This is a genomic window from Vibrio sp. 970, from assembly GCF_033339075.1.
Genome location: NZ_JAWOTW010000003.1, coordinates 268,560 through 292,781, shown reverse-complemented (window position 1 = coordinate 292,781; position 24,222 = coordinate 268,560). Strand labels below are relative to the sequence as shown.

Genomic DNA, 24,222 nt, shown 5'->3' with positions numbered 1-24,222 from the left:
TTGAGCAGAAATAGTTTGCTTGTCGCTTGAGATAAACTTACAAAAAGAAAGTCATTGTTAAAGATATTTTGACTTATATCCAAACGGCAATGGTCGAAATGTAGGGGTGAAAAAACTTCAACTCGCGTGTTTTTAACACAAGTAGCAAAGGGGACGTTTCCAAGTAAAACGCCGAGTCGGTAAGTGTCTTGCAGTCCTAGTTTAAGGCTATCGTTACATACGGACGCCAGACGTTCGCCAACTTTGACTATTCCTTCAGTCAAGGCTAACTCTCCTCATTAAGTACAAGTATAAATTAGCAATCTAGTTGCATATTGGCAAGTGATCTGCGGCAAAAAAGGGACTCGCGTCCCTTTTGTATTACTAGCTTTGCTTAGAGTCCTGTTCTATTTGCTTCATAAGCTCGTTGGCTTTCTTCATAGCGCGTCTTGCGCTTGAAGTCCTTCGCTTATTAAGTAATATATCGGAGAAGCGTAAGTATTTATCAGCAGTTTTGAATCTTAAATCGTTAACATCCTGAAAACCAATAGGAAAGTTTTTCGAGAACAGATCCACATCCTTCACCAAGTTATCGAGATGAGTTGTCGTCCTTGCCTTTTCTAGGCGAGAATAAAAGTTTTCAAACTCTTTTTGGAACAGGATTCTAGCGGCATCTTCTGGAAACGGTAGAGGGCTGTTGGAATCTAGCGCTGTCTCATATAATTTCATTTCCAGCACTGCATCTTTCATCGCATTACTTATCTGTAAGTTCTCTTGATGCTCTTCTACGTTTGAAAAGAAGGTGTTCCCAACCTTAATAAGAGCAACAAGTGCAGCTGCGTCTTTCTTTTGGAGTGCTTCAGTGAGGTGCTGACCGAAAACATCGCTAGATAACGAACTTGGCGTGAAAGGATAACCTTGATGAATCTGATTTAACTCATCCTTGAGCTCATAGATGGATTTACTGCCGTCTTCTTTACTGTACCGAGACTTTTCAAGTTGACTGTTGATTTGCCTTGCTATCGAAAGTAACGTGGAGTGCTTGCTTGACTGAATATCTAAGGCAAGAACTTCTATTTTATGTGAGTCAGGGTAGTAGGTTTTTGCTTTATCAAGTATGGACTCAATTTCATCATAATTCGGGTAGTTGTTGGCATCAGAATTCAAAACCTGATCAATTTCAGATTCAAACTCGCTGAGAATATAGGTCTTGTGTAAGCGTAATAAGCCAGCCTTAACGACTGGATGTAAGCTTTTTTCACTATCAATCAGTGCCAAACTTTTTTCTGCTGGCGTATCAAGCTGCCACTCTTGTCCGGCAATTTGATCATTTTGCTTGCTAATAACGGTTTCCAAATTGGCGATGGTTTCTTGTTGCTGCTGATAACCAAATACAATGCCGCTAACTAATAATATACTCGCTGCCGCGCCGCTAGCGATAGGCCAATAGCGCATATTCAATTTGCGTTTCAACTGCTCAGGGGTCAGCTCGTTCGGAATGATGCCAGTTGAAAATACGCTTGAAAATATTGGCCACTTAGATGCAGGCATGTTAGTTGGTTTAGAGACCTTGATCTTCTTTTTGAGAGCTTCATTAACTGGAGTTCTTGCGTAAGGGTGTTTGCAACTCAATAGCTCGTAAGCAATACAAAATAGAGCAAACATATCGTCGCTTAAGTTCGGTTCCTTACCGGATAACAGGTTGAGTGATGCATAGTTGGGAGTATAACCAAGCGTTTCAACATTTTCGGATTTACGTTTAGCCGCATATTGATCCTGCTTTAATTGATGAGTTTTAGATACACCAAAATCAAGCAACTTAACGTTACCCTCAGACGTTAAAATCACATTAGCGGGCTTTAGGTCGGCGTGCACTACACCAAGAGAGTGAGCATATGAGAGTGCATCGAGTACCTGATTTAGGATTGATAAAGTTGCATTAAACTTCAGCCCATGGGGCCTAGAACGCTGTATTAAACTCTCTAATGTTTCTCCGTTAATATACTCCATAACTAAAAAGTATATTTCGCCATCAACACCAAAATCAAAAACCCTAATGATATTAGGGTGGCTTAACCTTTGAGTTTGTTGAGCTTCACGTATTAACATGCGTGCAGTCTCTGGTTGAGAAGCAAACTCTTTCTGTAATATTTTTAACGCAACGTAGGGTGTTTCTGAACCTGAAGATTCAAGAATCCTATCTTTAGCTAAGTAAACATCGCAAAGCCCACCATGCCCAATAACCGACTCAATTTCATACCGATTTTTAACGGTCGCTCCTATTAAGCTTTCGTTAATAACATCTTTGTTATTATTTAATGAGTCATCTTTATTGTTTTTTTTCTTATTAACTAACGGAGTGTTTTCTTTTTGAGACAGTTTTGTATTTGTTTCATTTTTATTTTTAACGGAGGTTTCATTATTAGTGAGTTTGGTTGATTTAATTGCATTGTCTCGTTTTTGAGTCTTTACAATTTTAGTTTTATCTCCGCTTTCTTCGTTATTTATAGAATTGTTTTTATTACTGTCTTCCATCACAAGAACTCCGTATAAATGATGGGGGAATATATACCTTTCTGCTCAATGAAAAGTCATTATGTTAGAATTTCTCGGCCAAACTAACATTCGTTTTTTTATTGATGAAAGTCTAAGTGTCAAAAATTTGAACTTGGTTGGATAATTAAAATTGTTGAACAATACGTGATTGCTTTGATAAAAAAATGATTCATTATTCCGTGCATGATTTTCAATGGCAGTATTAAGATTTTTATTAATCTTACTGTTAATAAGAAAGTAGTTAATAATAAAATTAAAAATAATATCTAGCAGGTCTTTGGCGAGGTTTACATGAAGTTGGTTTTAACCATAACAAGTTTTCACAAATTTACTCCAGAGATTAAGAGTGAGTTCGTGTTTGAATCAAGTGATGAACATGCCAAGGTTACATTTGGTAGGTCTGAACAATGTGATTGGACACTACCAGATCCTGAAAGAGTGGTATCCGGAACCCACGGAGAACTGATTAAGTTTGGTGACAAATACTTGATAAAAGACCTCTCAACTAATGGTACTTTTGTAAATAATGCTGTAACTCCTGTGGGTCAAGGAAATGAAATAGCACTAAGCGATGACGATATGGTTAGCTTAGGGGATTATCAAATTTCAGTTTCTATTCAAACAGATACAGATGTAGTCAGTCTTGAGACAAGTAAAAGTCTTTCTAGCGCACCCCCTGAAGTAGTCTCAAGTCCATCGGAAGCAGAATTTGTTGACCTAGGCCTTAGTGCTAGTGAACTCTTAAACGAAAGTGTTCCTTCTGATTTTCAGCTAGATATTGGTTTAGTCGATGATTTTATTGATATCCCAAAGCCCGAAAAACAGAGCACCGTATCTGAAACTTTACCGAAAGTTAACAGACAATCAGAACACCTATCGACTCCCAACTTTGATACCAATGGGGGTGAACTTGCGGCTTTTGTTAGAGGGGTGGGTATAGATCCAATGATGATTCCCAGCGATAACCGAGAGGAATGGTTCGAACAACTGGGGGAGTCATTTTCTTTGATGCTAGTTGGTTTAATGGAAACACTGCATAACAGAGCAGTGTTTAAACAAACAAATCGACTTAGTCATACCGCATTTCGTAAGTCAGAAAATAACCCTTTAAAGTTTTCTGCAAACTTAGAAGATGCGATTCATAACTTATATAACCGTCAAACCGCTAGCTTCTTAAAGCCAAATGCAGCCATTAAAGAAGCATTTAATGACATCGAAAGTCATGAGCAAGCCTTAATGAAAGGTGTTGAAGGTACGGTTTCGAGTGTTATGTCACTTGTTGAACCTACTTCTATATACTCAGATGCTTTAGCGAAAGACACGGTTATTAATAAGGTTATTCCAGCTAGGAAATATGCTCAAAGTTGGAAGAGGTTTGAGGATATTCATGAAAAGCTATCCGATGATATTATCAATAAAGAGTCTCCGTTCTATTTAGAAGACTTCGCTAAGCACTATGAATTAGCATTAAAAAACAAAGGCTAGGAATTAGGGTGATGAAAAAGTTTTACCAATATATTTTGTTATTAATTTCAATAGCTTTATTTGGGTGTTCAGCAGCGAACCTAGTTGTTGATCCATACTCAGATTTAGAAATAGCAGCAAGTCATAACATTAATCCTGATTCAAACGGCAGGCCTTCTCCTGTAGTGGTGTATGTATTTGAATTAACGTCAAATACCATTTTCGAAAGCCAGGACTTTTTTTCTATTTATGAAGAAAGTGAAAAAGTCTTAGGACCTGATTTAGTGAATAAATATGAAGTTTCATTAACTCCAGGTCAGAAAGAAACATATCAAGCAAGTATGTCTCCAAAGACAGAATATTTAGGCATTGTCGTAGCGTTTCGAGATATTGAAAACTCAAATTGGCGACAAGTCATTAAAGTGGATAAGACCGGTTACAACACATATCAAGTATTGTTAGAAGATCTGTCTTTGGTCGTTAAATAACGTTTAGTTGGCTAATTATAAATGACGCAATACTCCAAGACGGCTTGGTGCGAAGGAATGTTTTTACGTCCCCAGCACTTCCAACAACAAGAACGCGCAACCTCTCAAGAATTCAAGGGCTTACATCAGTTAGGTGGGGCTTACAATTGGGGAGTTTGGAAATGTCGAGTAAAAAAACACGCGCTAAAAGATGGTCTTATTGAACTTGAGCATCTTGAAGCTGTTTTGCCAGATATGACGTTGGTTAATACGTTAATATCCAACGATTCAGTTTCGCCTCTACTTATTGATAAAAACACTGAAAATACGTTAGTAAAAATAACTCTCCCTCTTTCAAGTGTTACAGGTAAAAACGTTTCGGATGTAAGCGAATCGATCGTCTCTCGTTATGTACTTCAAGATATCGACGTGATAGATAACCTTACAGGACAAGATGAAGAAACCATCCAAGTTGCAGCCCTTAACCTAGAGTTGAAAGCGAGTAATGACAAATTAGCGGGTTATGTGGAGTTACCTATCTTAAGGATCAAAGAGGTAACTCCTGAAGGGGAAGTTATACTAGACGATGAGTACGTTCCTCCGCTTATCAACCTCCTTAGCGACAAAGTTATGTCAGCTTATCTACGTAACGTTATCGCGATGACAAAGATGCGTGCTGACGTTATTGCACAGCGCTTGATTAAGGGTAAATCTGCATCGGCATCTGCTGTTGATTTCATCATGCTCCAAATGCTGAACCGATATGAGGCGAAGTTAAAGCATTTCAGTGAGTTAGATAGGTTACATCCACTGGAATTAGCGACGACACTTAAAGGTTACATTGGTGAGTTAGCCACTTTTTCTAATAAAACTAAAAGAGTCCCAAGTTTGCTTGCGTATGATCACTTAGATGTATCAAGTGTCTATAGCGAGTTGAATCAGATACTCAGTCAGTACCTCAGTGTTGTCCTTGACCAAACTGCGACCAAACTTCCGTTGGAGCCTCGCCAATACGGTATTCAAGTGACGCCGCTTCCAGATAAACGCTTGCTTGAGTCATGCCAATTTGTGCTAGCAATTAAAGCAGACACCACAACAGATGAAATAAGACGCCTGGTCCCAGCGCAACTCAAGTTTGGCCCGGCAGAACAGATTCGCGATCTAATTAATAATCAGATCAACGGTATAAACGTAGTGCCGTTGAGTGTCGTCCCGAGACAGATTCCTTACCAAACGGGCTATGTTTATTTCGAAGTTGTCAAGAAAGGGCCATTTTGGATGAGGCTAAAAGATAGTGGCGGTATTGCGCTTCACCTATCAGGGCATTTTCCGAATGCTGAACTTGAGCTTTGGAGTATTAATCAATAGGCGCGCTCTGTATGGAACAAACGATAGTAAAACCAACACCGGGTGGAAGAGCACCCGCATCGAAACCACAATCAGAAAAGTCTGTGGATAATACCGTAGTTATCTCAAAAAGTCCTGAATTGGTGAACAATGATTCAGTGGTCGCTTATGGGAATAACTCTCTACTAGCAGAGGCGAATGGCCTGTTATCTATTATCGGTCAAATTCGCTCGACAGCGACTCATTCCGATCCGTTGTTTCTAAAAGAGACATTGGCACAAAAGCTTAGAGATTATGAGAACCGATTACGTCAGCATGACGTTGATTTGGATACCATTGATACAGCTCGTTATTGTTTATGCTGTTCACTAGATGAAGTTGTCCTTAACACCAATTGGGGTGGGAATTCATTCTGGAGTCACGATTCATTACTTAGCTCCTTCTATGCTAGCAGTCAAGGTGGGGAAGCGTTCTTTAAGCATCTTGATAAGTGCATGGCGAAACCAGATGTGAACTTAGATTTGCTTGAACTAATGTATGTGTGCTTATCTCTCGGGTTTCTGGGTCAATACCGTTTAGAAAAAAATGGACTGGAATCGCACCGGAAATTGAGAAGACAGGTTATTGCTACTCTTAAGACTTATGGGAGAGGAGTCCCTCAGGAACTAAGCAATAGTATCGACCAACACATTTTGAATGGCTCAAAGGCTTCTGATAGAGCTCCTCTTTGGGTTGTATGTTCTGTAACGGCGGCACTATTGGTCTGCATATATATGTATTTTAGTTATGAGCTAAATAAGGCATCCAATCGCACCTTTTCTCAATTAGTCAATTTGATTCAACCGCAACAACTTAACCAAGATGCAACGTCAGAATCAAAATCAGCGCCAATTGCAGAAAAGATTTCAATGTATCTAGCAACTGAGATCGGTAAGGGGCTAATCAATGTTGAGCCGCTGCAAGACAGGGTAAGAATTTCGTTAAAGTCTCAAGATCTATTTGAATCAGGTAGTGCTGATGTTGTCGCTTACATCCAACCCGTTATTTCTAAGCTTGCGAGAACATTGGAGTCGACCCAAGGCAAGATCATTGTTACTGGTCACACCGACGATAGGCCTATTTTCACGAGTAAATATCCCTCGAACTGGCACCTATCATTAGCTCGAGCCACTGCTATGTCTGAACAACTGATCTCGAATAGTGCATTAGAAGGGCGAGTGATACCCGAGGGATTGGGGGATGCAAGACCATTAGTTGAAAACAGTAGTGATGAAAACCGAGCTATTAACCGCCGGATTGAAATCGACCTTCTTGTCGCGAATTAATAATAGGTAGATAGAGATGCGTATTAAAGAAATTGGCAGAATATTTACTCAAAGATGGTTTCTCGGTCTTATAGGTGTCGCTGCTTGTTCTATTTTCATTTGGGTTGTTGGTCCACTTATTGCGATAGCGGGATATGAGCCCCTAAAGAGTGACTTTCAACGGCTAGTCACTATTCTAGTGTTGGTGTTGCTTTGGGCGATATTTAACGTTACCAAGCAGCATAAGCAAAAGGTGAAAGAAGACGAAAGTATTCAAACGTTGCTTGAGGTTGATAGCCTATCAGATAAAGAAGCGGCAAGTGAAATTGACTTAATGCGCGAGCGTATTGAGCAAGCTGTCAAAGTAGTGACGAAAACACACAAAGGCAAGAGAAGCTTGTATGACTTACCGTGGTATGTGTTGATTGGCCCTCCTGGAACGGGGAAAACAACCGTATTAAAGCAGTCGGGGTTAGAGTTTCCATTAGGAGACAGCCTTGGCTCTGACTCTATTGCCGGTGTAGGTGGCACTCGCCACTGTGATTGGTGGTTTGCAAATAAAGCAGTTCTTATAGATACGGCTGGCCGGTATACGACACAAGACAGTCAAGAAAAGGTCGACTCTAAAGCGTGGCATGGTTTCTTAGGATTGTTGAAAAAGTATAGAACGCAAAGACCAATTAATGGTGCGATTGTTACGATAAGTTTAGCCAGCGTGATGTCTCAGACTCGAACCGAGCGAAGTCTTCATGCTCGAGCAATTAAGTCGAGACTTCAAGAACTGAAAAACCAGTTAGGCATGCAGTTTCCGATTTACGTATTGCTCACCAAAATGGATTTAGTTGCCGGTTTCAATGAGTTTTTTGCCGATTTAAGTAAGGAAGAGCGAGAGGAATTATTTGGTTTCATGTTCCCTCGTGAAGTGGATGATGAAAGAGGCGTTATTTCTCTATTCAACAAAGAATTTCATGGCATGTTGGAGCGCCTTGATGCCCGTATGCTTAGAATACTTGAAACAGAGGACGATTTAGATAAACGCGCGCTTATCTTTGAATTTCCAAAGCAATTAAGAGTGCTACAAGCTAATCTTGACGAGTTTTTAGCTGAAATTTTTGCACAAAACAGTTTTGAAGAGCCTGCCTTGATTCGTGGTGTGTTTATGTTGAGTTCGGTTCAAGAAGGCTTACCAGTCGATAAGCTGATGAATGAATCAACCAATGGACTTGGGTTAAATCGTTTAGCTCTAGCAAAGAGTCAGACTGGTTCTCATAGTTATTTCGTAAAGAATCTTTTTGACAAGGTTATTTTCAAAGAGCAACTGTTAGGAACAGTTAATCGTCACTATCAAAAGCAGTCAGGTTGGATGCGTCGAGGTGTTTACATTGGATGTACAACGCTACTGCTAGGAGCTTCTGCGCTTTGGTTTATGAGTTATAAGTGGAACTCACAGTTAATTGTCGATACCAATGAACAAGCGAGCCATATTGATGCAATGATTGGCGCTCAAAGTTTAGATTTTGAAGCGGATATTGTTTCAGCTGTAGAAACATTAGATAGGTTGATGACGCTTCCTCTCGGAAAGCAAAGCGACTACGGTGATGCCGACTCTGTAAAGAGGTTTGGTCTCTATCAAGGAGACAAAGTGTCTCAGGCGGCAAACAATGCATATTCTGATGCTTTGACCCAATATTACGCCCCTCTGCTTCTTGATAGCTTGGTGTCAGAAATGGAGAGCAATCAACAGCATCGTGAGTATTTGTACGAAACGTTAAAAACGTATTTGATGTTATTCAATCCAGACAAATATCAACAAGATGAAGTGTTGGCTTGGTTTAACTTTTATTTCGAACGTCAATATCCGGGTGAGCTAAACGCAGACTTAAGAAGACGTTTGCTACAGCACACTCAATATTTATTAGGCAACGATGGACAAGGCTTTACTTACAACACTGCTGCCGTGACGAGTGCTCGAGAAGTGTTGACTCAAATGTCTCTACCTGAACGTGCTTATCAGCGAATGAAAATACAATTTTCTAAGAGTCATGTACCTTCATTTCGCTTGACTGATGTATTGGGACCTAAAGGGCTTGAGCAGTTCGAGCGAGCTAGTGGAAAACCGCTATCACAAGGCATTTCGGGTTTCTACACGTACAATGGTTTTCATAGCATTTTTCAGATTCAGATCAACCGTACAGTAAAAAGCTTAATGGAAGAGAACTGGGTTTATGGTGACGATCTTAAGGCTCATGAAATTGATCAAGATAGTGCCATCCAAGGCGTTCAGTCTCGATACTATCAAGATTATGTTAATGAATGGAAAACGTTGATCGAAGATATTCAATTGAAGCAGGCTCCGAGCCTAGAACTTGCGACAGAGCAAGCGAGGGTTTTATCTGGAGTTGAAAGACCAATCGAATCTTTGTTGAGAGCAATCCAAAAAGAGGTTGCTCTATCAAAAGTATCATTGTCAGAAAATCAAAAAGCCGCTTCTGAAGTTGCTGGTAATGTTGCCAAAGTTAAGTTTTCAAATACGGCAGATAGACTAGACATGTATTTACCTGAAGAAAACGGTTTCAATGTTGCTCTGCCAGGTAAAGAAGTCGAATCGCATTTTTCAGAGATCTTACGCCTTGGTGAGCAAGACTTTGATGATATTCAACAAGCAATGGTTAACTTGCGTTCGTATTTAAGTGACTTATCAAGCTCTGGTAACAATCAGAAAATTGCCTACAAAAGTATTTTAGATGGAACCGTTACACAAGATGTCGCAGCTTCCTTTGCTCGTGCTAAAGAACTTTTGCCGAGACCATTTAATCAATGGCTAGGTGAGCTTTCTCAAGAGTCGGTTAAGTTTGCGGAGAGCGGTTCGAAGGATCATCTAAATCAACTTTGGGTAACACAAGTGGTCCGCCCTTATCAGCGGACTATTGCTGGCAGATATCCATTCGAGCCCAACGCGAGCAGAGAAGTTAGATTGAAAGACTTTAAGCGATTCTTTGGTTATGGAGGTACGCTTGACGCATTCTTCCAAGAATACCTCGAACCGTTTGTGGATACTTCGAAAAGTCGTTGGCGATTAGAAAAGGAAATTGGAGTTCGCCCAGAAACACTAATGGTCTTTCAAAGAGCGCAACGTATCAGGCAGTCTTTCTTTGAATCTGATAATTCCTTACGCGTAGAGTTTGGGATGAAGCCTGTTTATCTAGACCAGCACATTACTCGATTTGTCTTAGAGTTGGGTGGACAAGATTTGGTTTATAAGCATGGACCAGCAAGAGCTAAATCGTTGAGTTGGCCTGCCGGTCAAGATCAGACTCGAATTGTGTTCACACCACCTGAATCTAAACGCGAAATTGCGCATACCTATGAAGGTGAGTGGGGCATATTCAAGCTTTTGGATCAATCACTTAAAGCAAGGCCAGAATCGCGTAAAGACAATATAGTTATGATTGATTTAAAGGGAAATAAGGTGCAGCTAGAGCTTATTCCTTCTAGTGCCATTAATCCTTTTTGGTCAAATGAAATGGAGAGGTTCAGATGTCCACGAACCTTATAACATCAGGCTGGGGCTATATCGGTAAAATGCCCGCAAAAGGGGACTTTGTGAAAGATGGTTTATCACAAGATTTCTCGGAGCGTTGGCATGATTGGCAACAGGCGGTTATTGCAGTCAGCAGGGAACAACTGGGTGAAAGCTGGAATGAGCACTTTTTAACGGCTCCTGTGTGGCACTTTGCTTTGGATATTAGCTATTTAGAAGACTCAACCTACATTGGTAGCATGATTCCTAGTGTTGATGCATGCGGTAGATACTTTTTCTTTACTATAGCTCGTGCCGTAAAAGGTGAAGCTGCGCAATATTGGGGTGACAGAGCTTGGACAGAGGACAGTGCCGCTCTTGCTCTTTCAGTACTTGAGGACGACTTTGTCTTTGATGTTTGGCATAAGAGTACTCAAGAAAAAAATGACCTCGTTGCGAATGTAACAAGTGAAGTGAGGCCTCTAGAGTTTCTTTATCAAAGCCAAATATCTACAGTTTTTCATGATCACGGCAATACTGATCAAAATACGCTTTTGAATTACCTCATTAAAGAAAAATTGAGTAAACCATGTTTTTGGTGGACTGAAGGTTCAACGAAGGTTGAACCATGCATGTTCATTACTAGTGGATTTCCTTCAATTGGTCAGTTTTCAGCCATGCTTGATGGCGGCTGGAAAAAGTGGAATTGGTAGGATAGAAGAATGAATTGGAACTATTTTACCTTTGCTAAATCGCACGCAGGAAAAGTACGCCCTTATAACGAGGATGCTCTGTTGGATATGACAGAGCAGCATATTTGGGTGGTTGCCGATGGAATGGGTGGACACAGTGCTGGCGATATAGCAAGCCAGATGCTAGTGGATAGAGTCGCGCGCCACATGCAGGATGTCTCCAATACTAATATCGATGATATCCGAAGAGTGGTTCAAGAAGCGAACTTAGAAATTTACCAATACGCACAAAATCACTTAGACGGTAAAACGATGGGAACAACACTTGTTTTGTTGTTTATTCAGGATGGGTATTACCACTGCCTTTGGGTGGGGGATAGCCGAATTTACCAGCTTAGAAGTGGTAATTTTGTCCAAAAAACACGTGATCATAGTCAAGTCATGGACTTAGTGGATCAGGGCTTATTGGCATTTGAAGATGCCGAATCTCACCCTCTTGCAAATGTTATTACCAGAGCTGTTGGGGTCGACGAAAGTGTCACTATTGATCAAGTTTCAGGGCAGTTGGCTGACGGCGATCAGTTTCTACTCTGTAGCGATGGACTCTCTAAGGAACTTACGAGTGATGAAATTCATCGGACATTGTATGCAGACTCAGTCAACCAAGCTGGATTAGCGCTCATGCATTCGGCTTTGGTTCGGGGCGCAAGTGATAACGTAACTTGTGCTTTGATCAAAGTTCGCCAAGCGCAAACGGAGTGCGAAACAGTAACTAGAGAAGACGCGACAATACCTGTCTTTCTAAGAGGGAGAGCTTATGAGTAATGAAATGTTTGATTGGTATGAACAAGCGTTGGCTCCTATATCTCAAGAAAATCCTACAGGTGTTGATCCTAGAGAGGATGTATCACCACAGTCTGCTTACTATCGGTTGAAAGATCAGCGTATGGCCGCCCGCAACGCTGAACGTAATGCTCTTATAGAAGAAGAAAGTATCTATACCCACAGTAATTTATGGCGAGTATTTATTGAAGATGTCCCAGAAATACTCACGAATCAGTCTAAAGATTTGGAATTTGTTGCCTGGCTTATAGAAGCCCTAACTCGATTGTATGGTTTTCGTGGTATGGGCGTTGGCTACAAACTCGCAACCAGTTTAATTGAGAACTTTTGGGATGATCTGTACCCAATGCCTGATGAAGATGGTATTGAGACAAGAATATCGGCGATTATTGGCCTCAATGGTATCGATAGTGAAGGAACACTTATTTTTCCAATTGCTTGTATACCATTGACTGACTTAGGCGTGGAGCAAGCTTATGCCTATTGGGAATATCAGCAAGCTATAGAGCTTGAGCGCTTAGACGAAGATAAGCGCCGAAATCGAGTCGAGCTTGGGGCTGTTGAGTTATCTGAAATTATAACTACGGTTAAGTCGACTTCTGATACGTTTTATCAAGAATTAATCACGGATTTGGAGTTCGCTACAGAATCATTTAATGAATTCAGTCAGCGATTAGACGAAGCGGCCGGTGATGTGACTCCTAGCTCTTATATATCAAAAAGACTTGAATCAATACACTCGGCATTAAAGCACCTTCTAGGAGATCGTTTCAATCAACCACAAGCCGTGTTTGAAGAGCTAGAGGATCTTGATGAATCTTCTTCTGAACAACCGTTAAGTTCACAAAGTTGTGATGCATTATTAGCGACAAACATGAAATCACGAGAGCAGGCAATTAGACAATTGCAGCAAGTAGCTGATTTCTTCCGAGAGAGTGAACCTCACTCACCAGTTTCTTACTCCATCGAACAGATTATTCGTTGGTGTGGGATGCCTCTGCCGGAGTTACTGGCGGAACTTATCTCCGACGGGGATGCAAAGAAAAGCTACTTCCGTTTGGTTGGCATAGCAGAACAAAATGAAAATTAATAAAGGGAGAATGGTATGACGAGTATCCACTCGAAACTATCACGAGTACGGAAGCCTCGTGTCCACATTACCTATGATGTTGAAACTGAAGGTACGACTCTTAAGAAAGAACTGCCTTTTGTTGTAGGTGTAATGGGTGACTTCGCTGGTCAAAACACAGAAGCGTTGAAGCCATTAAAAGACCGCCGTTTTATTCAGATCGATCGAGATAACTTTGACGATGTACTCAAAAAAATGAATCCATCGGTGAAGTTTAAAGTTGCGAATAAGCTTGCGAATGACGATTCACAGTTTGAGGTCGATTTAAACTTTAAATCAATGCAAGACTTTGAGCCTGCTGCGATCGTAAATCAAGTTGATCCACTACGCCAATTGATGGAAACGCGTAATAAACTGCGTGATTTGATGACAAAAGTTGACCGCTCAGAAGAGCTTGAAAATATCCTAGAGGATGTTTTGAACAATACAGACAATCTGGCAAGACTTGCAGGCGAGTTAGATCTTGGCAAGAAAGCGAAGTCAGACAGTACTGAAGGAGCGGAATAATGACGACTGAAGCTGAAAAACAGTTAGATCCAACTGTTAATGAACAGACAATTTCATTCTTAGATCAAGCTATTGGTGCGACTAAGCAGACCGAAGCTTCTCGTGCTGAGGAGCTGATTAAAACGCTCGCTGAAGAAGCAATGAAAGGGACAGTTACTTGGAACAAAAACCTAACAGTAACTTTTCGTGAAGCGATTAATTTGCTCGATAGGCAGATTTCTGATCAGTTGTCTGAAGTAATGCATCACCCAGAATTACAGAAACTCGAAGGTTCTTGGCGCGGCTTAAATTATCTAGTGATGAATTCAGAGACCAGCTCTACTCTGAAAGTTCGCATGATGAGCATGACCAAGAAAGAGCTACATAAAGACTTGAGCAAAGCTGTTGAGTTTGATCAAAGCCAGATCTTTAAAAAGGTTTACGAGTCTGAGTTTGGTAGTGCTGGTGGTGAACCGTATGGTGCATTGATTGGAGACTATGAGTTTACCAACCACCCAGAAGATATTGAGTCGTTACGCCTAATGTCAAATGTAGCGGCTTCTGGCTTCTCTCCATTCTTGTCCGCAGCTTCACCAGCACTATTCGGCTTTGATGAGTGGACTGAGTTGTCAAAACCACGCGACCTAGATAAGGTATTTGAATCACTAGAATACGCCCAATGGCGTTCGTTCCGCGAGAGTGCCGATTCGCGCTTCGTTAGTCTGACGATGCCAAAAGTCCTTGCTCGTTTGCCATACGGACAAGCTACCGCTCCAGTCGAAGAGTTTGGGTTTGAAGAGTTCGAAGTAGATCCTGTTTCAGGTATTGCTGTTAACGCTGAACATAACGACTACTGTTGGATGAACTCTTCGTATGTTCTTGGTGTTAAGTTAACCGACGCATTTTCAAAATATGGATTTTGTACTGCCATCCGTGGTGCAGAAGGCGGCGGTCGAGTGGATAACTTGCCAACGCATTTCTTCATGAGTGATGATGGCGACCCTGATATGAAGTGCCCAACAGAGATTGGTATTACCGACAGACGTGAGGCGGAGCTTGGTAAGCTTGGTTTCTTACCGCTTTGTCACTACAAAAACACCAACTATGCAGTGTTCTTTGGTGCGCAAACCTGTCAAAAACCAGCGAACCATGAATCCCCTGAAGCAACGGCCAATGCGGCCATTTCTGCCCGCCTACCTTATATGATGGCAACATCTCGTTTTGCGCATTATTTGAAAGTAATGGCCCGAGATAAAATTGGTAGCTTTATGGAAGCAGAAGACGTTGAGTCTTGGCTGAACCGCTGGATCCTAGGTTACGTCAATGCTTCTGAAGGCGGTGGTCAAGAGATCAGAGCGAAATACCCTCTAGCAGACGCTCGTGTTCAGGTTAAGGAAATTCCTGGCGCACCTGGTTCTTACAATGCCGTAGCATGGCTGAAGCCTTGGTTACAAATGGAAGAACTGACCACATCTTTGCGACTTGTGGCAAAGATCCCTCAGTCAGGTGGATAAGAAATGAATTGGCTGGTCGAAAGGCCAGCCATGACCAATCTTTATGTTCTAGATGGAATTAGCAGTGTCACTTAACTTTCGCGACCCTAGCAAGCTAAAACATGAGTTCAGTACCGGAGGCTATGCTGAACTTGATAGCCCGTGGTTGACTCGATTCAATGAATCTTCTGATCTTGTAGCGTCAGCGCGAATTTGGCTAGAAGGTACACGTTCAAGAGATTTGGACAGCTTTCGTCATAGTGTGATGAACACAATTAACCGCATTGATGAGCTATTAGAATCTCAACTAAATGAAATATTACATCATCCTGAGTTTCAACAGCTCGAAAGGGGGTGGGTTGGAGTTAGGTATTTATGTGAACAGGTTGATTCTCGTTCATCGGACTCTGTAAAAGTTAAGGTTTTAACGGCGACATGGAATGAAATCAGTAAAGATGCTTTCAAAGCCATCGAGTTTGACCAATCAGCACTATTTAAGTTGCTCTATCAAAATGAATATGGCATGGCAGGGGGAGAACCCTTTGGTGTGGTGGTTGGAGATTATCAGCTTCGCTGTGATCCTAGTAAAAATTATTTTGATAGAGATCTGTCTGTGTTGAGTAAGATCTCTCAGTCTGCAGCTGCAGCATTCAGCCCATTTATCATGTCTGCATCGCCAGAGATGTTTGGTGTTGATAGTTTCGCTCAACTCTCTGCGATAAGAGATATAGCAGCCCAATTTGAACAGGAAGATTATGCAAAGTGGCGTAGTTTGAGAGATAACGATGACGCTAAATTTATTGGTTTGACTGCACCTAACGTCTTGTTCCGTCAGCCATACAAAAGTGATGGCTCGCGGAATGATAAATTCAATTTTCAAGAACACATCTACGACTCCAACCGAGATTTGCTATGGGGGAGTAGTGCGTACTGTTTTGCTGCCGTATCAATTAGAGCATTTCAGGAACATGGTTGGTTCACGCATATGCGAGGGATTAAACAAGGCGATTACAGTCAGGGCATTATCGTCGCTCCTACAAGGAGCAAGATGCGTGTTAACGGCAAGAATGATCGTGAAAGATGTCCGTTAAACTTGAAAATCTCTGAGAGAAAAGAACAAGAATTGTCTGAGTGCGGTTTTATTTCTATTTCTCCAATACCTGAGACTGATATGGTAGGGATGACCTCGAATGTATCTCTCTACAAGCCCAAACAATACGCAGAAAAGCATATTTCAACGAATGCAAAACTGACATCGATGTTGCAATACACATTGTGTGTATCGCGAGTCGCACATTATCTCAAGGTTATGGGGCGTGACAAAATTGGTGGGTATCAAGATGCAGAAAGCCTAGAGCGTGACTTTCAACGCTGGTTACATCAGTACACTACCGCATCAGATGAAGCGTCTGATGAGCTTCGAGCTAAATATCCCCTAAATGAAGCGAAAATTACAGTTCGAGAGAAAAGAGAAACTCCTGGACATTATTACTCAGTTATCCATTTGCGACCGCATTTTCAACTCGATCAAATGGTATCTAGCATTAAATTAATTACCGAATTATCACCAGAGCACATGGTGTAAGGAAATAACAATGACTCAATGGAAAAATGCTTTGTCCCAAGGCCTATTGCAACACGCTCTAGAGCAATTAACTGATGAAATTAAAGCAACACCTAAAGATGCGAGCTTGAGAAGTTCCTTCATTGAGCTTCTTTGCATTGATGGGGACTTCGAGCGTGCGGACGCTCAGCTCATGCAATCGATTAAATTGTTTCCTGAGTATCTGCCTGGTGCAAGTCAGCTACGACATTTAGTGAAAGCAGCTCAAGCTAGAAAGGATTTTATCAATGGTGCGGCTAGTGCCAAAGTAATAGGTGATGAGGAATTAACTAAAGAGCTTGTTCGATTTAATCTTGCTCTCGGAAATCAAGAGTACGAAGAAGCGTCACGTCTATCGCATCGCATTGAAGAGCATCGTACTATTAAAGGGTTTAACGTAAACGGCACAAACTACGAAGATGCTAGAGATATTGATGATCGTTTAGGTGGTTACATTGAACTGTTTTCTACAGCAGGTAACTATTTTCTTGTACCCATATCGAGCATCCATACGCTAGAAGTTAAAGCACCTACTTCATTGTTAGAGAGTATTTGGCGACCTGTCGAGTTTGATATCGATGGACTTGGTGAAGGCGAAGGCCATATGCCGTTGACATATGTTGACTCAGAGACCGATGCGCAAAAGTTAGGTCGAGAAACGGATTGGAAGCAGATTGGTGAGCAAGAATCTTTTGTTGGCTTGGGTCAAAAATGTTGGTTAGTCGGTGATTCAGCGCTTCCAATCTGTGATTTGACTACATTATTAGAACAGAAACAAATAGCGTAGAAATATCATGTCTTTAACCGTTTCTCTGCTCGACAAATTGATAGATAGTGATCCTCTCACTCGAGATGAGAAAGACTTCCCTGCAAGCCAGCAACAGATGTTGAGCAGCTTACTTAGAGATCTAGAGTCGATGCTGAATAGTCGTATTGGATGGAAAAACATTCCTGATGATCTTTTAGAGGTTCGTTATTCAATATTGAATTATGGGCTGCCAGATTTTTCCTCAATGCCCTATAGCAGCCAAGAAGGGCAGAATCAGCTTTGCGACATCGTTCATGATGCAATTAAAGAGTTTGAGCCGAGGTTAAGGAACCCTCATGTCCAGATTTCAGACGAGAAAAACGCTATTGATAGGGTATTGAGGTTACAGATAAATGCCACTTGCTTAATTGATAACAGTATTCATGAAGTGCGATTCAATTCTGAAGTAGAGCCGGTAAATTTAGGTATGAAACTGAGTAGAGCAAAATGAGTGAAGAGTTTCTCAAGTACTATAATCGCGAGTTAGCTTATTTGCGTCACAAAGGGCAAGAATTTGGGGAGCAGTATCCTAAGATTGCTGCGAGACTTCGTATTAGTGAGGAACAGGTTGACGATCCGCACGTAGAAAGATTGTTAGAAGGCTGCGCATTTCTAACAGCAAGGATTAGACAAAGCTTAGACAATAGTTACCCTCAATTTACAGAGTCTTTGATGGGACAGTTATATCCTGATTTTCACGCCCCAATCCCGTCAATGTCAGTCATTAAAATGAGCTGTTCTAACTCCACTTCCTCTTATTTTGATGTAGAAGAAGGCGAGCGAGTTGTTATCGGTGCTCCTGGATATCATGAGTGCGAGTTTAGAACTTGTTATCCGGTCAGAATGTATCCTGTTGATGTGACCTCTGGCGTTTTTAAAAATGCGCCTTTCAAGCCAGTTGGCTCACGATGGGAAAGCAATGCTCATTCAGTTTTGAAAGTACAGCTCACGGCTCAAGATGAAGAGACTCCTCTTGGTGAAATGGGGGTAGAACGGCTGCGCTTCTATTTAAACGGTCAATCTCAATTGACTTTTAAGCTCTACCAAATGCTGTTTCAAAACCTAATTGGTTTATCTGTTGTTGTGGATGGCAAAGAAGTTCGTCCTTTAACCAAAAGACATCTTTCTGAAGTGGGATTTTCAGAAGATGAGAAAGTTGTGCCATACAGTAAAAGAAGCTTTTCAGGAGCAAGATTACTTGTTGAGTATTTACACTTTCCTGAGAAGTTTATGTTCTTTGATATCACCGAACTTGGATTATCAGAGCTAGATCTTAGAGAGCAAGTCGAACTGTATTTTTACTTTGATACCAACGATGACTGGCTTCCAAAGCAAGTGGACGAAGAAACCTTAATGGTAGGCTGTGTGCCTGTGATCAACTTATTTAAAAGTATTATGGAGCCTAAGCGTATTCTACCAACTGAATACGATTACCACTTGTCTCCACAATACCAAGAAGCTGAAAGTAATGAGGTTGTCTCAATTTCTGACGTAACGTTGAGAAACTGGAACAAAACGTACCACAATTTGCCATGTTATCACGCTGGTGAGCACACGCATTATACGAACACTAGTGAGATTTATTGGTTGATGAGACGTGAGGATAAGAACTGGGCTGGTGGGTATGATGAGCCAGGTAGAGAAACTTACATTTCTTTTGTTGATAAAAAACATCAATTGTTCAGCCCGGATAGCCGGGAAAACTGGTTAATGTACGTGGAAGCTGAGTGCTGTAACCGCAACTTAGCGCAGAAACTTCCATTTGGAGGTGGGCTGCCGCAAGTATCTTTACCGGAGGTAAATGACAATTTCGAATCTGTTCGTTGTTTAGTTTCTTTATCAGAAACTATTCGGCCAGAAATGGATGAAAGCACACGATGGCAGTTAACTAAGCTTTTAACTTTAAACCATTTTACCGAGGAAGATGGTTTAGCAACTTTGAAGCAGACCCTTAATCTCTATGCATTTTCTGGGACAGCAGAAACGAAAGCGGTAATCGATGCTTTAACTAAGTTAGAGTTTGAGCCTACTACAGGAAGAATTAGTCAGAAAGGCAAAGTTGGATTTGCGCACGGTATAAAAGTTATTTTGACGGTTTCTGATCAAATTTTACCTAAAGAGCAGATCTTTCTCTTAGGTAGTGTTTTATCTGTTTACTTCTCGCAATATGCTGAAATTAACATTTTTACGCAGTTAGAAATAAGACTTAAGTCCACGGGAAAGTTTTTCCACCTATGGCCCGCATTAACTGGCGATAAGGTGTTGCTATGAGCGCGGAACAATTTTATCGAGAATTAAAGCAACATCCATTGTTTGAAGCGATTCATCTTATTGAACACGAAGTTCTGCAAGCAGAGGCGCAAATAGGAACAGATGCGTTACCGAAGCATGAAAAGCTAAACTTAAAGGTTAATCCATCATTAGGTTTTGAAAATGCTCAGCTTTGTGAACTGAAAAATATAGATGACAGCAAGTTAGAGATTGAGACCAATTTAATAGGCCTAACGGGTGAGCAAGGTGTGCTTCCCCAGCACTATAGTGAATTAGCTTTACATCGCCAAAAAGAAGGCGATACGGCTATGGTGGACTTCTACGATATTTTCAATCATCGCTTATTATCTCTTTATTATCGATGTTGGCAACTGAGTCAGCTGACAGTTCAATCTCGTGCGCATGCGCAGGGCGCGCGTTCGCCGTTAGAAAGCTGTAAATCGGCATTAACTGGGGAAGGGAGTTCACTGTCCCTGCACTATGGTGGTGTGTTTGCTTCACCAATGAGAAGTAAAGGTGGACTAAAAAGTATTCTTGAATGTTTATCTGGATGCCAAGTAAAAGTTCATGAATTTCAAGGACAATGGTTACACCTTACGAAAGAAGAGCAAACACGCCTTGCATCCCGAACTATGCCTGAAGGGCAGTTTGCTCAACTTGGTTTAGGAGCTTCTTTGGGTCCGAAAGCATGGAATATCAACGCGGGGACAACAATAGAATTTCTGCCAAAAGATAAACAGCTAGTTAGTAAATTGCTTCCTAACCAACCCAATATAGAAATCATTAAGAACGCTGCTTATGAGTTGATTGGAAAACATAAACAACTGAAGTGGCAGCTCACCACCAAACATAGTTTGCTACCACAAGCTTGTTTATCGAAACAGCAGGGGCAGTTAGGTATTGGTTCTGTGCTTAAAAAACACGAACGTACAAAAGATCGAACTATAACAATTACTATTTAAAGGAAATGTAATGGCTTCACTCTCACTTTCAGCGTTGGTCGAAAGATTGTCTCCTCAGGCTAAGGAAACGCTTGAACAGGCAGCTGCTATGGCAAGCTCCCGAACTCATCACAGTATTGAAATGTCTCACTGGTTAATGATGATTATCCGCCATCCTGACGATATTTACTCTGAAGTTTTTGACGAATTTGATGTCGATAAAATCAAGGTTGAAACCGATATTCAAAAGGCATTAGAAAAATACAAAACAGGATGCCAGTCGGTGCCTGGGCTATCAGCTCATACGGTGACTGTTATGCAAAATGCCTTGTTATCTGCAACCATTGAATTCAATCAAGAACAGTTGGGGTGCATCCATCTTTTATTTGCCTACTTGTCTGATGATACGTTAGTCAACATGGCTGGTTCGATTAGTCCTGAACTAAACAAGATAGAACCATCTCGCTTATTGAACTTTAAAGAAAGTAATGCGCCTCAATCAAGATCGAATGACTTAGCGCAGTCAAACGCGAATTCCGCCTTGAATCAATTTACAACAGACCTTACTGAGCAAGCTAGGGAAGGTAAAATAGATCCGGTGATTGGTAGAGATAATGAAATTCGCCTAATGATCGATATTTTATTAAGACGCCGACAAAACAACCCGATTCTTACGGGAGAAGCTGGTGTTGGAAAAACAGCCGTTGTTGAAGGTTTGGCGCAAAAGATCATTGATGGCGATGTACCTCCCGCTTTGCAAAATGTGGCAATTAAGTCTCTGGATTTGGCGTTACTGCAAGCCGGCGCAGGCATGAAAGGTGAGTTTGAAAACAGGCTTAAGAACCTTGTTAAGGAAGTAAACGACGCTCCACAGCCTATTATATTGTTCATTGATGAAGCTCATGGCCTAATTGGCGGTGGTGGGCAAGCGGGCCAAGGTGATGCGGCGAATATTCTGAAGCCAGCATTAGCGAGAGGTGAACTCAGAACGATCGCAGCAACAACGTGGGCAGAGTATAAAAAGTATTTTGAAAAAGACGCAGCTTTAACTAGGCGTTTTCAAGTCGTAAAGGTTGATGAGCCTGCCCCTGAACTCGCGATCGAAATGTTACGAGGCTTACTTGATGTAATGGCACAACACCACGATGTTCATATCACTAACCAAGCTCTCAATGCAGCGGTCCAACTCTCAGCTCGATACATTAATGGTCGTCAACTGCCAGATAAAGCGGTTTCTGTTTTGGATACGGCCTGCTCTCGAGTTGCGTTAAGTCAGTCATCTACACCGGGAGGTCTAGATGCGAAAAGAAATAAACTTAAAGCAAAGCAAGCTGAGTATGAGCATCTTAGCCAAGAGAATCGGCTAGGAGCATCTCTTGATGTGCAGCTGCAAAGTGTCCGAAAAGAGATTGATGCGCTATCTAATGACATTATTGAATTAGAAGTACTTTGGGAAAAAGAAAAAGAATGGGTAAGTGAAGCTAAGTCACTTAGAACCCAAATAATCCAGGAGGGTTCTGAGACTGCGAGAGACAAGTTACAAGAGCTTGAAAATAACCTCTCCGCTAACTCACAGCCCTTAGTTTTTTCGCATGTAAATGAAGCGCTAATCGCAGAAGTTATTTCGGATTGGACCGGTATACCGCTGGGTAAACTTCAGGATGATGAAATCCAAGCAGTATTGGGTTTGAAAGAAAGTTTGTGCAAGCGAGTTGTCGGGCAGGATCACGCTTTAGAGCTCATGTCTGAAGTGATAAAAACTGCGAGTGCGCAGCTCACGGATGAGACACGACCAAATGGTGTATTTCTCCTAACCGGACCAAGCGGAGTGGGTAAAACCGAATCGGCTTTGGCGATTGCAGAGAAAGTGTATGGTAGTGAAGAAAATGTCACGACTATCAATATGTCGGAATTTAAGGAAGAGCATAAAGTCTCATTGCTATTAGGTTCTCCTCCTGGTTATGTCGGTTATGGAGAAGGAGGTGTACTGACTGAAGCTGTTAGACGTAAACCTTATAGTGTAATTCTCCTCGATGAAATGGAAAAAGCGCACCCTGGTGTTCAAGATATTTTTTATCAGGTATTTGATAAAGGCTCAATTAAAGACGGTGAAGGTCGAGATATAGACTTTAAAAACACTATTATTATTATGACCGCGAACACAGGGACCGAAACGACGATGTCTTTGTATTCTGATCCTGATTTAGCGCCTGAGCCGTCAGCACTAAAAGATGCTTTACGCGATGATTTGTTGGTTGACTTTAAACCAGCATTTTTAGGGCGTGTGAATGTATTACCTTATTTGCCTCTATCAAGAAAAGTATTGATAGAAATAACAAAACTAAAGTTGGATAAAATTACGACTCGTATTCGTAAGCACTATAACGCTGATCTGTTTTTTGATGAGGAACTAATTAATGATATTGTAGACAATAGCAATGAGTCTGGGAGTGGTGCGCGTGTGGTACAAACAACCATAGAAAATACATTGCTTCCGAAGATTTCTCATGAAATATTGCATGCAATTCTTAATGATAAGACGTTTGATGAAATTATTGTTAAAGGTACAACTAGTGGACTTGATGTCTCAATAGTTTAACATCCTTTACACTCTCAATAATAATTGGGAGTTGGTTCATATTAACTATTATTTTTTATAAAAAACGCTTAAATTAAATCTTATTTAAAGATATAACAGGGCGTATTTAAAATGAAGTTTTTGATACATTAATCACTAATTATCACCAAACGTCAGATAATTAAATTACTACGATATATGTCAATTAATAATGCTATAGGAGATTAGCATGCAGTCTAATACGTATCTTAAATACGCAGATATTAAGGGTGAGGCAACAGCCGAGCAATACAAAGATTTGATTACACTACTATCTGTAGATTGGAGTGTAGGTCGTGAGATCTCATCATACACTGGTACAGCGATGGACCGTGAAGCGAGCGCTACTCGTCTATATGATTTGACTATCACTAAACTTCAAGACCGTTCTTCTCCTGACTTATTTAAAGAAGCGACGATTGGTAAAGGTAAACCAGCGGTTTTCCATATTACTAAGCAGGGTGAGAAGGTTGAAGAGATCATGAAGATCGAACTGACTGATGCGATGATTTCTAACTACTCAGTTTCTATCCAAGACGATCGTCCAGTTGAAACTATCACAATTTCTTACACAGAAATGATGATGACAGTGACTCCTACTGACGATAAGAACAACACTTCTGCTCCATTGGTATACGGCTACAGCGGTGTTAAAGGTCAACAAATGTAATTTTCATGCGGGGGAGTATTCCTCCGCATTTT

18 protein-coding genes are annotated in these 24,222 nt (G+C 41.1%); 17 read left to right on the top strand and 1 reads right to left on the bottom strand.

Annotation, left to right across the window (positions count from 1 at the left end; genetic code table 11):
- Window positions 1-363 precede the first annotated feature (363 nt).
- Window positions 364-2,514 (bottom strand): serine/threonine-protein kinase, encoded by a 2,151-nt coding sequence (locus R7Q11_RS06220; protein ID WP_165439090.1) that lies wholly within the window; start codon window positions 2,512-2,514, stop codon window positions 364-366.
- Between the two features lie 312 nt (window positions 2,515-2,826).
- Here R7Q11_RS06220 and tagH point away from each other — a divergent pair, with 312 nt between their 5' ends.
- From tagH to R7Q11_RS06135, 17 genes are all read left to right on the top strand, one after another.
- Window positions 2,827-4,020 carry a type VI secretion system-associated FHA domain protein TagH gene (tagH, locus tag R7Q11_RS06215; protein WP_225466285.1) on the top strand — a complete coding sequence of 398 codons (1,194 nt, stop codon included), beginning with the start codon at window positions 2,827-2,829 and terminating at the stop codon, window positions 4,018-4,020.
- A gap of 11 nt (window positions 4,021-4,031) precedes the next feature.
- Complete coding sequence (gene tssJ / locus R7Q11_RS06210) at window positions 4,032-4,487, top strand: type VI secretion system lipoprotein TssJ (RefSeq protein WP_005375933.1); 456 nt, start codon at window positions 4,032-4,034, stop codon at window positions 4,485-4,487.
- Between the two features lie 21 nt (window positions 4,488-4,508).
- Window positions 4,509-5,834: a type VI secretion system baseplate subunit TssK gene (tssK, locus tag R7Q11_RS06205; protein ID WP_080276943.1), complete on the top strand. Its 1,326-nt coding sequence runs from the start codon at window positions 4,509-4,511 to the stop codon at window positions 5,832-5,834.
- Between the two features lie 11 nt (window positions 5,835-5,845).
- The gene (gene tssL / locus R7Q11_RS06200; protein WP_005375939.1) at window positions 5,846-7,138 is read left to right on the top strand and encodes a type VI secretion system protein TssL, long form; all 1,293 of its coding nucleotides are present in this window, start codon (window positions 5,846-5,848) and stop codon (window positions 7,136-7,138) included.
- A 16-nt stretch (window positions 7,139-7,154) separates the two neighbouring features.
- Entirely contained in the window at window positions 7,155-10,673 is a 3,519-nt protein-coding gene (gene tssM / locus R7Q11_RS06195; protein ID WP_225466284.1) for a type VI secretion system membrane subunit TssM, read from the top strand.
- Window positions 10,655-11,350, top strand: coding sequence for a type VI secretion system-associated protein TagF (gene tagF, locus R7Q11_RS06190; RefSeq protein ID WP_005387528.1), 696 nt, complete (start codon window positions 10,655-10,657; stop codon window positions 11,348-11,350). Before tssM ends, tagF begins: the two co-directional genes overlap by 19 nt.
- Before the next feature lie 9 nt (window positions 11,351-11,359).
- On the top strand, window positions 11,360-12,154 hold the full coding sequence (locus R7Q11_RS06185) for a PP2C family protein-serine/threonine phosphatase (RefSeq protein ID WP_005375947.1): 795 nt from the start codon (window positions 11,360-11,362) through the stop codon (window positions 12,152-12,154).
- Window positions 12,147-13,262, top strand: coding sequence for a type VI secretion system protein TssA (gene tssA, locus R7Q11_RS06180; protein WP_054701384.1), 1,116 nt, complete (start codon window positions 12,147-12,149; stop codon window positions 13,260-13,262). Before R7Q11_RS06185 ends, tssA begins: the two co-directional genes overlap by 8 nt.
- A gap of 15 nt (window positions 13,263-13,277) precedes the next feature.
- Entirely contained in the window at window positions 13,278-13,808 is a 531-nt protein-coding gene (gene tssB / locus R7Q11_RS06175; RefSeq protein WP_005375949.1) for a type VI secretion system contractile sheath small subunit, read from the top strand.
- A complete protein-coding gene (gene tssC, locus R7Q11_RS06170) occupies window positions 13,808-15,301 on the top strand; it encodes a type VI secretion system contractile sheath large subunit (RefSeq protein ID WP_104980728.1) in 1,494 nt (497 codons plus the stop codon). The genes tssB and tssC (R7Q11_RS06170) overlap by 1 nt, the downstream gene beginning before the upstream one ends.
- Before the next feature lie 52 nt (window positions 15,302-15,353).
- Window positions 15,354-16,865, top strand: coding sequence for a type VI secretion system contractile sheath large subunit (tssC, locus tag R7Q11_RS06165; RefSeq protein WP_104980726.1), 1,512 nt, complete (start codon window positions 15,354-15,356; stop codon window positions 16,863-16,865).
- A 10-nt stretch (window positions 16,866-16,875) separates the two neighbouring features.
- Entirely contained in the window at window positions 16,876-17,670 is a 795-nt protein-coding gene (locus R7Q11_RS06160) for a type VI secretion system accessory protein TagJ (RefSeq protein ID WP_005375952.1), read from the top strand.
- A gap of 7 nt (window positions 17,671-17,677) precedes the next feature.
- Window positions 17,678-18,142: a type VI secretion system baseplate subunit TssE gene (tssE, locus tag R7Q11_RS06155; protein WP_017635621.1), complete on the top strand. Its 465-nt coding sequence runs from the start codon at window positions 17,678-17,680 to the stop codon at window positions 18,140-18,142.
- Window positions 18,139-19,962, top strand: a complete 1,824-nt coding sequence (gene tssF / locus R7Q11_RS06150; RefSeq protein ID WP_225466283.1) for a type VI secretion system baseplate subunit TssF — start codon at window positions 18,139-18,141, stop codon at window positions 19,960-19,962. Before tssE ends, tssF begins: the two co-directional genes overlap by 4 nt.
- Window positions 19,959-20,924, top strand: coding sequence for a type VI secretion system baseplate subunit TssG (tssG, locus tag R7Q11_RS06145; protein WP_025767714.1), 966 nt, complete (start codon window positions 19,959-19,961; stop codon window positions 20,922-20,924). The genes tssF and tssG overlap by 4 nt, the downstream gene beginning before the upstream one ends.
- A 10-nt stretch (window positions 20,925-20,934) precedes the next feature.
- Window positions 20,935-23,502, top strand: a complete 2,568-nt coding sequence (gene tssH, locus R7Q11_RS06140; protein WP_025767715.1) for a type VI secretion system ATPase TssH — start codon at window positions 20,935-20,937, stop codon at window positions 23,500-23,502.
- Window positions 23,503-23,710: 208 nt separating this feature from the next.
- A complete protein-coding gene (locus R7Q11_RS06135; protein ID WP_005375967.1) occupies window positions 23,711-24,190 on the top strand; it encodes an Hcp family type VI secretion system effector in 480 nt (159 codons plus the stop codon).
- Window positions 24,191-24,222 lie beyond the last annotated feature (32 nt).